The 13,168-nt window shown below is 59.5% G+C and carries 9 protein-coding genes and 1 pseudogene; all 10 read left to right on the forward strand.

Going from position 1 to position 13,168, the window contains the following annotated elements; translation table 11 throughout:
- Positions 1-284 (forward strand): hypothetical protein (locus Q427_RS17235; RefSeq protein WP_231613757.1); only part of this gene is annotated, 284 nt, incomplete at its 5' end.
- Positions 285-670: 386 nt separating this feature from the next.
- Positions 671-2,122 (forward strand): MBL fold metallo-hydrolase RNA specificity domain-containing protein, encoded by a 1,452-nt coding sequence (locus Q427_RS17240; protein WP_051496482.1) that lies wholly within the window; start codon positions 671-673, stop codon positions 2,120-2,122.
- A complete protein-coding gene (locus Q427_RS17245) occupies positions 2,122-3,546 on the forward strand; it encodes a hypothetical protein (RefSeq protein WP_043516223.1) in 1,425 nt (474 codons plus the stop codon). The genes Q427_RS17240 and Q427_RS17245 overlap by 1 nt, the downstream gene beginning before the upstream one ends.
- 3 nt (positions 3,547-3,549) lie before the next feature.
- The gene (locus Q427_RS17250; RefSeq protein ID WP_043516226.1) at positions 3,550-4,899 is read left to right on the forward strand and encodes a UDP-glucose dehydrogenase family protein; all 1,350 of its coding nucleotides are present in this window, start codon (positions 3,550-3,552) and stop codon (positions 4,897-4,899) included.
- Between the two features lie 110 nt (positions 4,900-5,009).
- Positions 5,010-6,776, forward strand: a complete 1,767-nt coding sequence (locus Q427_RS17255; protein WP_043516229.1) for an SLC13 family permease — start codon at positions 5,010-5,012, stop codon at positions 6,774-6,776.
- A gap of 28 nt (positions 6,777-6,804) precedes the next feature.
- A complete protein-coding gene (gene cysQ / locus Q427_RS17260; RefSeq protein ID WP_231613758.1) occupies positions 6,805-7,644 on the forward strand; it encodes a 3'(2'),5'-bisphosphate nucleotidase CysQ in 840 nt (279 codons plus the stop codon).
- Positions 7,641-8,567 (forward strand): sulfate adenylyltransferase subunit CysD, encoded by a 927-nt coding sequence (cysD, locus tag Q427_RS17265; RefSeq protein ID WP_043516231.1) that lies wholly within the window; start codon positions 7,641-7,643, stop codon positions 8,565-8,567. Before cysQ ends, cysD begins: the two co-directional genes overlap by 4 nt.
- A pseudogene (gene cysN, locus Q427_RS17270) lies at positions 8,567-10,479 on the forward strand (sulfate adenylyltransferase subunit CysN). Before cysD ends, cysN begins: the two are co-directional and overlap by 1 nt.
- A gap of 131 nt (positions 10,480-10,610) precedes the next feature.
- A complete protein-coding gene (wecB, locus tag Q427_RS17275; RefSeq protein ID WP_269321274.1) occupies positions 10,611-11,735 on the forward strand; it encodes a non-hydrolyzing UDP-N-acetylglucosamine 2-epimerase in 1,125 nt (374 codons plus the stop codon).
- A gap of 122 nt (positions 11,736-11,857) precedes the next feature.
- Complete coding sequence (wecC, locus tag Q427_RS17280; protein WP_043516242.1) at positions 11,858-13,138, forward strand: UDP-N-acetyl-D-mannosamine dehydrogenase; 1,281 nt, start codon at positions 11,858-11,860, stop codon at positions 13,136-13,138.
- Positions 13,139-13,168 lie beyond the last annotated feature (30 nt).

The following is a 13,168-nucleotide window of genomic DNA, read 5'->3' on the forward strand; positions in this document are numbered from 1 at the left end:
CGAAACCCGCGGCAAAGCCTGTCTCAAAGCCCGCCTCAACAACAAGGCGCGAGCCCAGCCGCCTGACGCAGTGGATGGCCGAATGGCATGCCACGCTACCGCTGGCCGTGGTCACCACGTTGATCTACCTCGTCTGTCGGCTTGTCGAACACGGCATGAGCTTTCGTCCGCCCCACACCGTACCCGGCGGGTTCCACAGCCTGATCGTCGTGCTTGGCTGGACCGCCGCCGTCATGCTCACCCTCGCCCTGATCAACCGTCTCGCCGCCTGGCGCTGTCGTTGATGAAGCGTTTTAACTTCCGGTATCACTGTGGCGGTAGAGCAATCCTGCGGAGTCCCGTAGAATTGGCCCACTAGAATAACGATACCTACAAAGGGGAAGTCGAGCGCCAGCTCGGCTGAGGACCGAGACATGGCGCCAGGGGCTGGTGAACGCCTTAGACCCTGAATGTCCGTTATTCGCTGTTCCGGTCCTATCCCTGGTATCGACCATGCAACAGGGCAAGGGAAATCGCCCGGAACAATCCCCGGGCGGTAGCGTGCCTGAAAGTCGTGATTTCTATACCAAGGAACGATCAATCAGCTGTTGGAGCGCTGGTCCCCATCGCGACTGGCGCCGCCAGGCGCCTCGGCGTATAGCACAGCAATCAGGAATACCTTACGCACGTCATGGACGACTACCCGAAAATCTCACACCACGGCGGTGCCGCCGGCGTTACCGGAAGCTGCCACCGCTTACAGATTGCACAGGACAGGGCACTACTGATCGACTGCGGCCTGTTCCAGGGCCAGGGCGCCGACCACCTCGACAGCCTCGAGCAACACACCGTGCGTTTCCCGGTGGACGACATCCAGGCCCTGGTGGTCACCCACGTGCATATCGATCACATCGGCCGATTGCCCTACCTGCTGGCGGCGGGCTACAAGGGGCCGATTCTCTGCTCGGTGCCATCGGCACGGCTACTGCCATTGGTCATAGAGGATGCGCTGAAGATCGGCTTTACCCGCGACCGCGCCCTGATCGAGCGTTTCCTGGAGGAAGTCGAAAGCCGCCTGGTCGCCATCGACTACAAGCACTGGCACACGGTCCTCGACGACGAGCGTCACCGCATCAAGGTCAAGCTCAAGCGCGCCGGGCATATCCTCGGCTCCGCCTATGTGGAGATCGACAGCCTCGACAAGCAGACCGGCCAGGCCCAGCGCACCGTATTCTCCGGCGACCTGGGCGCACCCCACGCACCGCTGCTGCCGGCACCGAAGCCGCCTTACCGTGCCGACGTGCTGGTACTCGAAAGCACCTACGGCGACCGTCGCCATGAAGACAGGCTGCACCGCCGCGATCGGCTCAAGGCCGCCATCGACCGGGCGCTCGAGAACGGTGGCACTGTGATCATCCCGGCCTTCAGCATCGGGCGCACCCAGGAGCTGCTCTACGAACTGGAAGGGCTGATACACCGGGCAAGCGACAGCCGCTGGAGCGAGCTGGAGATCATCGTCGATTCGCCCCTGGCTGCCCGCTTCACCGAGGTCTACCGCGAACTCAAGCCCTGGTGGGACGCCGAAGCGCACAATCGCCTGCGCAGCGGCCGCCACCCGCTCAGCTTCGACAACCTCTACACCGTGGACGACCACGAGACCCACGAACGCACCGTCGACTACCTGGCCGAGAGCCATCGCCCTGCGGTGGTGATCGCCGCCAGCGGCATGGCCAGCGGGGGCAGGGTGGTCAACTACCTCAAGCGCATGTTGGCTGACCAACGCCACTGCGTGCTGTTTACCGGCTACCAGGCCCATGGCACTCCGGGCCGCAATATCCAGCGCTACGGCCCCGGCGGCGGCTGGGTGGAACTGGAAGGCCAGCGCATCGAGATCCGCGCCCGGGTGGAAACCGTCAACGGCTACTCCGCCCACGCCGACCAGTTTGATCTGCTCAACTTCGTGCGCCGCATGCGCCAACCGCCACGGGAAGTGCGGCTGGTACACGGCGACCCCCAAGCCCAGGTGGCGCTGAAACGCCTATTGCTGGAGTGGGCCGAGGGAGCAGGGCGCCCGTTACAGGTTTTCCTGGGCGCAGAAGCGCACCCCAAGACGCTCCCCATTGTCACGAAAGACGCTATCTGATGCCCGTTACGCAATACCTGAGCATTCTGTTCTCGCGCCCCAGGTGGCGACACTTCCTGCTGGCGGGCCTGTTGATCCATCTGCTCGTTGGCGGCTACGCCCTGGCGACGGGAATCGTGCATGGGGTGAACCTGTCGCTGGTGATGGACACGGTGCAGTTCTTCCTGATCCAGGCCGGCCTGGTGCTGCTGTACGGCTCGTCGTCACGCATGGAAAGCGTGCGCTACTCGCTGGATACCCAGTTCTACATCAAGCAGTACCGGGAGGAGCAGCACCGCCTGCTGGCGATGACGCGCAAGGCCTCCGGCCCGTTCGAGCCCCGGTTCGGCATAAGCCAGGCGGACTACCGCAACCTGCCCAATCGCAAGGACATCATTCTCAGCCAGTCGGTACTGGAACAGCTGCCGGCTGCCAGGACCCGCATCCAGCAGCTCAAGTTCCGCCTGGAGGACAGCTGGTACGACCTGCCCTGGATGATCAGCGCCCATGCGCTGGATATCACCCTCAAGCGCTTCAACGCCATCGAGAAGTACGACTACAACGGCCTGCTGCTGGCGGTGAAGGGAATCGAAGAGGGCGAGAGCGATACCACCCTGGTGTTCCACAAGGCCACCTACTACAGCTACCTGGCCACCAACATGCTGCCCGAGCTCACCCTGCCGGGCGGCCTGACCTATCGCGATCTGCTCAAGCCAGGGCCGCAGCTCTCCACCCTGGACACCAGCCTGCCGGAAAACCACCTGGGCCTGAGCTGCCTCTATCGCACCACCGATGGCTACCTGATCGTGCCTCGGCGCAGCAAGAACACCAACGTGTTCAAGGGGCAGCTCTCGCCCAGCGTATCCGGTGCCTCCAATATCCAGACCTGCCTGGACAGAGACACCAAGCGCTATTCGCCCCTGGCCTGGCTGATGAAGGAAACCGAGGAAGAACTGCCGTTCCTGTTCGCCGACCCGGAAAGGGGCCTGAACCGAAACCGCCTGAAGGCGTTGCTGGGCAACAGCGAATACCTGGGCATGACCCGGGAGCTGCGCCGTTGCGGCAAGCCCGAAGTGTTCTTCTTCTGCGAGCTACCCTTGAGCGCCAACGATATTCACGCCCTGCTGGCCAGGCAGAACAAGGGGCAATCGGCTCAGCCGGCGGGCATGAGCGATATCCAGTCCATCGACCTGAACGAAAACGCGGGTTTCTTTCTCATCAAGGAAGCGGCGATCTATACCAACTTGAACGTTTCGGTAAAGGGTGGTGGCAAGCGTTTCCTTTCGAAGCGGGCCAAACCCACGGTCTACAGGACGCTGCTGGCCCATGAAGGCGACCAGTATGAAGTCTCGGAATCGCTCTTCGTCAATTTGCTGTTGCTCAAGGCACAGGCATCGTCGACCGAACTATTGCGGGATGACAACATTGAAGTAGCAGGAGTATAGGCATTGAAGATTACGGTTTTCGGTACGGGTTATGTCGGTTTGGTGGCAGGCACCTGCCTGGCGGATGCCGGGCACGATGTGATGTGCATGGACATTGACCCGGAGAAGATCGCCAGGCTTGAGCAGGGGGAGATCCCGATCTACGAACCCGGGCTGGAGCGCATGGTAAAGCAGAATGTGTCGGCCAGTCGGCTACGCTTTACCACCAATCCAGCCGATGCCGTTTCCTTTGGCATCCTTCAGTTCATCGCCGTGGGTACTCCGCCGGACGAGGATGGCAGTGCCGATCTGCAGTACGTCCTGGCCGTTGCGGATACCATCGGCCAGCATATGACCGACTACAAGGTGGTCATCGACAAATCCACCGTACCGGTAGGCACTGCCGACAAGGTAACGCAGACCATCTCGGCAGCTTTGGCCAAGCGGGGCGTAGACACTGATTTTGATGTCTGCTCCAACCCCGAATTTCTCAAGGAAGGGGCGGCGATAGAAGACTTCACCCATGGCGCCCGAATCGTTGTGGGTACCGACTCCGACCGCGTCAAGACACTGATGCGGGAATGTTATGCCCCTTACAACCGGCTGCGCGACAAGCTGATGTTCATGGACGTGCGCGCCGCCGAGCTGACCAAGTACGCGGCCAACGCCATGCTGGCGACCAAGATCAGCTTCATGAACGAGATCGCCAACCTGGCGGAGAAGCTGGGGGCTGATGTGGAGCAGGTGCGCCAGGGTATCGGTTCCGACCCGCGTATCGGCTACCAGTTCATCTACCCCGGCTGTGGCTACGGTGGCTCCTGCTTCCCCAAGGATGTACAGGCACTGGCGCGCACTGCAGCCCAGAATGGTTATCAGGCGGAGCTGCTCAATGCCGTCGAAGCGGTTAACCGGCGCCAGAAGCAAAACCTGTTCAGCAAGCTGAATCAGGCCTTTGACGGTGACCTGGCGGGCAAGACCATTGCCCTGTGGGGCCTGGCCTTCAAGCCGGATACGGACGACATGCGCGACGCCCCCAGCCGCACACTGATGGAAGCGCTATGGCAGGCCGGTGCGCGAGTACAGGCTTTCGATCCTCAGGCCATGGCGGAATGCCGGCGTATCTATGGTGAGCGTGACGACCTGCTGTTGGTGCCGGATCGGCTCCAGGTCGTGAAAAATGCCGATGCGCTGGTAATCTGTACCGAATGGAAAGACTTCCGCGCCGTGGATTTCACCTGGCTCAAGCAGCAGCTCGGAACGCCTGTTATCGTCGATGGCCGCAATCTTTATGACCCCCAGCAAGTCAAGCAGGCTGGTTTGCTCTATTACGGGGTGGGGCGGGGTAAGTCTCTGCATCAGATGCAGGTTGAGTAAACCGCTACCCGACGTTATTGCGGTGTAATCCTGTTCGCGTCAGAAATATTAAGTTCCACAGGAAAATTGCTTTGAATTGGATGACAGGAAGTTCGGGAGTCACAAGGTAAATGGAATTGGCTGCACTCCTGACGATGGGCGTTATCCTGGCGGTATTGGCAACTCTGGCACTGACGCGCATTGCCCCCGATGTCATCCTGATGGCGGCTATGGCTTTCCTGGTGGTCAGCGGCATTCTGACGCCTGGCGAGGCCTTGGCCGGTTTCTCCAACCCGGGTGTGATGACCATCGCCACGCTGTATGTCGTGGCGGCGGGGCTGAAGGAAACCGGGGCGATACAGTGGATAGCCCACAGGCTGCTGGGCCAGCCTAAACAACTACGCAAGGCCCAGCTTCGTGTACTGCTTCCGGCGGCAGGGTTGAGCGCTTTCATGAACAACACCACCGTCGTGGCCATGTTTATTCCAGCCGTGCAGGAGTGGGCAGCGCGACTAAAGCTGCCGCCCTCCAAACTGTTGCTGCCGCTCAGCTACGCGGCCATCATCGGTGGCACCTGCACGCTCATTGGCACCAGCACCAACCTGGTCGTCAACGGGTTATTGCAGAGCGAAAAAGACATCAGCCTGGCCATGTTCTCGCTGGCTTGGATCGGGGTACCGTTGGTTCTGGTGGGTGGCACTTTTCTCTATCTGTTCGCGGATCGTTTGCTTCCTGCACGTCAGGGCGTGCTGGAGCAGCTGGAACAAGCCCGAGAGTATGCCGTGGAAGTACAGGTTGATGACAAGGGCCCCCTGGTAGGCAAGACCATTGCCGATGCCGGCTTGCGTAGCCTGAGGCACGGCTATCTGGCCGATATTGAACGCCATGGCCGGTTATTGACCGCCGTACCACCGGATACCGAACTTCTTGCCAGCGACATCCTGGTATTCATTGGTGCTCCGGAATGTGCTCGGGAGCTTCGCCGCATCCACGGCTTGAAGCCTGCTGGCGGCGATGTGCACAAGCTTGATATCGCTCACCACCATCGCTGTCTGGTCGAAGCGGTCATCGGCCCCGACTTCGGAGGCTTGAACCAGACGGTTCGCGAGTCGCGCTTTCGTTCTCGCTATCAGGCGGTGATCCTGTCGATTTCCCGAAACGGCAGGCGTCTGCCCGGTAAGCTGGGCGACATCCGCCTGCAGGTAGGTGATACCTTGCTGCTTGAAACCGCACAGGACTTCGTCGACCAGTATCGCTACCGCAAGGATTTCCTGCTGGTAAGCGGTTTGAACGACTCCACGCCGCCCGATTTTCGCAAAGCGCCGGTAGCGCTGGGTATTCTGGGCCTCATGGTGGCCGCCAGTGCCAGTGGGCTACTGAGTATTCTGGAGTCGGCGCTGCTGGCCGGTGGCGGTATGCTGGTCATGCGTTGCGTGCCGGCCAGCAAGGCGCGGCGTTATGTCGATCTTTCGGTGCTGATCGTCATTGCGGCCTCCTTTGCCCTGGGCGCCGCCATGACCAAGACCGGCGCGGCAGCGCAGATCGCCCAATGGCTACTGCTGATTGATAACCTGGCCCCATGGGGCGCACTGGCACTGGTCTACCTGATGACGGTGGTTTTTACAGAGCTGATTACCAACAATGCTGCTGCGGTTCTGATGTTTCCCATTGCCGTTGCCGTAGCCGAGCAATTAGGTGTCAGTTTCATGCCCTTTGTCATCGCCATCATGTTCGCCGCATCCGCCAGCTTCATGACTCCGTTGGGCTACCAGACCAATCTGATGGTTTTTGGCCCCGGCGGCTATCGTTTCACGGACTATCTCAGGCTTGGCGCTCCGCTGAGCCTGATCATCGGTATTACGGCGGTGGGGCTGATCCCCTTCGTCTGGTCGTTTTGAACGGTTCTGTATTCTCTAAGGAGCTCCCTTGACGAGCTTTGTCACGAACGATGTGCGTAACCGGCTAATTCAGGGCGTGCTGGCTGCCGGCCGCGATGTCATGGCGATCTATGAGCGTGATTTTGAGGTAACCGCCAAGGCCGACGAAAGCCCGCTGACCGAGGCGGATATGGCATCGCATCACGCCTTGGTGGCATTGCTGCGGGCCGCCACACCGGATGTACCGGTTCTCTCCGAGGAGTCCGCTGATATCCCGTACTCCACCCGGCAAGGCTGGGAGCGCTACTGGCTGATCGATCCATTGGACGGCACCAAGGAGTTCATCAAGAAGAACGGCGAGTTCACTCTCAATGTGGCGCTTATCGAGCAGGGCGTACCGGTATTCGGCATCGTGCATGCACCTGTGCTGGGTACCACCTGGGTGGGCCTGGCCGGAGAGGGTGCCTTCAAGTTGACGGGCGACGAGTGGATATCGATCCGCGTGCGCGAACTGCCTGATCTCGACATCGAAGCCTGGAAGGTGGTCGGCAGTCGATCCCACGGTGCCGCCGAGTTCGAAGCGTTCTGCCACGCGCTGCCCGCCCATGAGCGGGTTTCCATGGGCAGCTCGCTGAAACTCTGCCTTGTGGCTGAAGGCGCTGCCGATCTCTACCCTAGGCTCGCCCCGACCTGCGAATGGGACACTGCTGCAGCCCAGGCCGTGGTGACAGCCGCCGGGGGAGAAGTACTGAATGCATTCACTCTGGAGCCGCTTCGCTGCAATCAGCAGGATAGCGTGTTGAATCCGTTCTTTATCGTCTGTGGCCAGCGTGATGTGCGCTGGGATCAGCCTCTGGCCAGTGCCCTGACCAATAAGGTAGCGCAATGAGTGAAGCAGCCGGCATTACGCCCGACCGTCAGACCCATCTCAAGCAGCTCGAGGCGGAGTCGATACACATCATTCGTGAGGTAGCGGCAGAATTCCGTAATCCGGTGATGATGTATTCCATCGGCAAGGACTCCTCGGTAATGCTTCATTTGGCTCGCAAGGCGTTCTACCCGGGAACACCACCCTTTCCGTTGCTCCATGTTGATACGACCTGGAAGTTCCGCGAGATGATCGCTTTCCGGAACAACATGGCCGAAGAATCCGGCATGGAACTAATCGTGCACACCAACGTGGAGGGGCGGGCGGCGAACATCAACCCCTTCGATCATGGCAGTGCCAAGTACACCGACATCATGAAGACCGAGGCGCTCAAACAGGCGCTCTCCCAGCATCGCTTCGATGCCGCCTTCGGTGGCGCCCGTCGCGACGAAGAGGCCAGCCGCGCCAAGGAGCGGATCTTCTCCTTCCGTGACAAGCACCACCGCTGGGACCCGAAGAATCAGCGCCCCGAGCTCTGGAACGTCTTCAACACCAAGGTGAATCAGGGCGAATCGATTCGCGTCTTCCCGCTTTCCAACTGGACCGAGCTGGATATCTGGCAGTACCTCTACCTGGAGCAGATACCCATCGTGCCGCTCTACTATGCTGCCCCACGCCCGGTGGTTGAGCGCGACGGCATGCTGGTCATGGTCGATGACGAACGTATGCCTCTGGAACCCGGCGAAGTACCCGAAGAGAAATGGGTCCGCTTCCGAACCCTTGGCTGTTATCCGCTGACCGGTGCTGTCGAATCCAGGGCGGCCACGCTGACTGACATTATTCAGGAAATGCTGCTGACCCGCACCAGTGAGCGTAGCGGCCGCGCCATCGATCGCGATCAGGCAGGGTCCATGGAAAAGAAGAAGCGGGAAGGGTATTTCTAATGTCACACCAGTCAACACTCATCGCCGACGACATCGAAGCCTATCTGCGCGAGCATGAGCAAAAAGACATGTTGCGCTTCATCACCTGCGGCAGCGTCGACGACGGCAAATCGACCTGATCGGTCGGCTGTTGCACGACTCCAAGATGATCTACGAGGATCAACTGGCGGCGATCACTCGGGATTCAAAGAAAAGCGGCACCACCGGTGACGAGGTCGACCTGGCGCTGCTGGTTGACGGTCTGCAGTCGGAGCGGGAACAAGGCATCACCATTGATGTGGCCTACCGCTTCTTCTCCACTGACAAGCGCAAGTTCATCATCGCCGATACCCCCGGACACGAACAGTACACCCGCAACATGGCAACCGGCGCCTCCACGGCTAGCCTGGCCATTATCCTGGTCGACGCCCGCTATGGCGTACAAACCCAGACGCGTCGGCATAGCTTTATTGCCGATTTGTTGGGCATCCAGCACCTGGTGGTGGCCATCAACAAGATGGATCTGGTCGATTACTCCCAAGCGCGCTATGACGAGATCGTCAGCGAATACCAGGCCGTGGCCGAGAAGCTAAACGCTCGCGACATTCGCTTCGTACCAATGTCGGCCCTGAAGGGTGACAACGTCGTCAACAAGGGAGATAGGCTCGACTGGTACGAAGGCCCGGCACTTCTGGAGCTGCTTGAAAGCGTCGAGATCAGCCATGACCAGAACCTGCGCGACCTGCGCCTGCCGATACAGTACGTCAACCGGCCCAACCTCAATTTCCGCGGCTACTGCGGCACCCTGGCCGCCGGCATTCTTCAGCCCGGCCAGGCCGTAAAAGCGTTGCCATCGGGCAAGACCAGCCGGGTCGACCGCATCGTCACCTTCGATGGCGATCTCGATGCCGCTTATCCCGGCCAGGCCATTACCGTCACGCTAACCGACGAGATCGATATTTCCCGGGGTGACTGGCTAGTGGCGGAAGGTGACAAGGTTCCACTGGCCAACGGCTTCGAGGCGGATATCGTCTGGATGCACGAAACCACACTGGAACCCGGCAAGCTCTACGACTTCAAGCTGGCCACACGGGACCTGGCCGGCAAGGTGACCGCCATCGACTACCAGGTCGATGTCAACACGCTGGAACAGCGTCACGCCGATCATCTGGACTTGAATACCATTGCACGCTGTCATGTCGAACTGACCGCGCCAATTCCCGTGGACGATTACCGGACCAGTCCGGGTACCGGCAGCTTCATCATCATCGACCGCTTGACCAATATCACCGTGGGTGCCGGCATGATTCATCAGCCGGTCGACAGCGAGCTGCCCTACGAATTCCGCGAGCACGACAGCAAGGCCAACGTGGTATGGAACCGCACCAGCGTGACCCAGGCCATGCGCGAGCAGATCAATGGCCACGCTGGCAAGTGCGTGTGGTTTACAGGCTTTTCCGGATCGGGCAAATCGACACTGGCCAATGCCCTGGAAGTGGAGCTGAATCGCCGCGGCTACCACACCATGCTGCTAGACGGTGATAACGTGCGCCACGGCTTATGCAAGGACCTCGGCATGACCGAGGAGGACCGTGCCGAGAACATCCGTCGCGTAGGCGAGGTGGCGCGATTGTTCGCTGAGGCAGGCATCATCGTCATCACCGCTTTTATCTCGCCGTTCCGCGCCGATCGTGACGCCGCCCGTGAATTGTTCGAAGCGAACAACTTCATAGAAGTCCACGTCGATACGCCGCTGGATGTCTGCGAGCAGCGTGACCCCAAGGGACTCTATCGAAAGGCCCGGGAAGGCAAGATCAAGGACTTCACTGGCATCAATAGTCCCTATGAAGCGCCGAAGGCAGCTGAGGTTACCGTCAATACGGCTGAACTAGGGCAGCAGGAGATCGTTAGCCGGCTGCTGAAAGCGCTGTAATTTTCAGTCGGATGGCCAGCATTGTGTATGGCATCTTCTTCCTCCTGGCTGGCGAAACTCGATACTGTCTAGTGACGTGAACCGATTTCCCTGAAAACCCTTTTCGCAACGAAATTGAAGCTACTATGCCCATCAAGACTCTCTGCGTGTTCGGCACGCGCCCCGAAGCCATCAAGATGGCTCCCCTGGCTCTTTCACTGGCTGCCGACGAGCGCTTCGATGCGCAGGTATGCGTGACCGGCCAGCATCGCGAAATGCTCGACCAGGTGCTGGAACTGTTCGAGCTCAAACCCGATCACGACCTGAGCATCATGAAACCGGGGCAGGACCTTACCGACGTGACCACGGCGATCCTGCAGGGCATGAAAAAGGTACTGGCAGAGGTCAAGCCCGACATCGTATTGGTGCATGGCGATACCTCCACCACGCTCTCCACCACGCTAGCTGCCTACTATCAGCAGATTCCCGTGGGTCACGTGGAAGCCGGCCTTCGCACGGGCAATATCTATTCGCCCTGGCCGGAAGAAGCCAACCGTAAACTCACTGGCGCCCTGGCCGAGCTTCACTTCGCCCCCACGGACCGCTCTCGGCAGAACCTGTTGGAGGAGGGCGTAGCCCCCACCAAGGTGCATGTCACCGGCAATACGGTGATCGATGCACTGCTCGACGTGGTTCGCAAGCTGGAGGACAACCAGGTCTTCCAGCAGCAGTTTGCCAAGCAGTTCGATTTTCTGGATCCCAGCCGCAAACTGATCCTGGTGACCGGCCATCGTCGGGAAAGCTTCGGCGGCGGTTTCGAGCGTATCTGCCAGGCCCTACATGACACGGCGGCGCGTCATCCCGAAACACAGATCGTCTATCCGATGCACCTCAATCCCAATGTGCGTGAGCCGGTCAACCGCCTTCTGTCTGATATCGACAACGTGCACCTGATCGAACCGCTGGATTACTTGCCGTTCGTCTATCTGATGAACCGGGCTCACTTGATCCTCACCGATTCCGGTGGCGTACAGGAAGAGGCCCCTTCGCTCGGCAAGCCGGTGCTGGTGATGCGCGACACCACCGAACGCCCTGAAGCAGTGGAGGCCGGCACTGTCAGGCTGGTAGGAACCGATGTGGAGCGCATCGTTGCCGAGTTGCACACTCTGTTGACCGATACTGCCGCCTACGAGGGCATGAGCTATGCCCATAACCCCTACGGGGATGGCAAGGCGTGCCAGCGCATTATCGAGACCCTGGCCAGCACTTCCTTGTAAGGGCTTGAGCGAAGCCCGCTAGCGTTGGCCGACACACTCTGCAAGGGCCGATGTATCGGCAAAAAGGCGCCGCTGGCGCCTTTAATCATTTTCAAGCTTGAACCTTGATGACCGGATACCCTATGAATTTCGACACCATCTCCGTTATTGGCCTTGGCTACATTGGCCTGCCGACAGCCGCCGTTATCGCTTCCCGCCGCAAGCAGGTCATAGGCGTGGATATCAATCAGCATGCCGTGGATACCATCAACCGGGGCGATATCCATATCGTCGAGCCCGAGTTGGATATGCTCGTGCATGCCGCGGTAAAGGAAGGCTACCTGCGGGCGACTACCACGCCCGAAGCGGCGGATGCGTTCCTTATCGCCGTGCCTACCCCCTTCAAGGCGGAGAATGGTAACGATCATGTGCCTGACCTCACCTATATCAAGGCGGCAAGCCAGGCGATTGCACCGGTGCTGAAGCAGGGCGACCTGGTGATTCTGGAATCGACTTCACCGGTAGGGGCCACCGAGCAGATGGCAGCCTGGCTGGCCGAAGCCAGGCCGGATCTCACCTTCCCGCAGACCCATGGTGAAGAGTCCGATATACGCGTGGCCCACTGCCCTGAGCGTGTGCTGCCGGGCCATGTGGTACGCGAGCTGGTAGAGAATGACCGGGTGATCGGCGGCATGACGGCGAAATGCTCCGAAGCCTCAACGGCCCTTTACAAGATTTTCGTGCAAGGGGAGTGCATTACCACGACTGCACGCACTGCCGAGATGGCCAAGCTAACAGAAAACAGCTTCCGCGACGTGAACATCGCTTTTGCCAACGAGCTCTCCATCATCTGCGACAAGCTTGATATCAATGTGTGGGAATTGATTCGGCTGGCCAATCGCCACCCGCGGGTCAACATCCTGCAGCCTGGCCCCGGTGTGGGTGGCCACTGCATAGCCGTCGACCCATGGTTTATCGTCAGCGAGACGCCGGAAGAAGCACGCCTGATCCGCACGGCGCGGGAAGTCAACGATAGCAAGCCACAATGGGTTATCGATAAGGTCAATGAAGTGGTCGGTAAATTCCTGTCCGCCAATCCAGATAAGACGGCCAAGGATGTGACCATTGCTTGTTTTGGCTTGGCCTTCAAGCCGGATATTGATGATTTGCGAGAAAGTCCTGCACTAGGCGTTGCAAACGCGATAGTCCAGCTCCACCCTGGTAAGGTCATGTTGGTTGAACCCAATATTTCACAGCTGCCAGATAAACTGAATGCTGCTACTTTGATTGGTGTGGATGCTGCACTTGGATGTGCAGATGTTGTTGTTCTTTTAGTTGATCATAAGGTTTTCAAGAAGATAAAACTCGAAGAATTAAAGGGTAAAATGGTTGTCGATAGCCGAGGTGTTTGGACGGCCGGTTGATGTTTCTTACATCCATTTTTTGGTATTGCA

It is taken from the genome of Halomonas sp. BC04 (assembly GCF_000568385.1).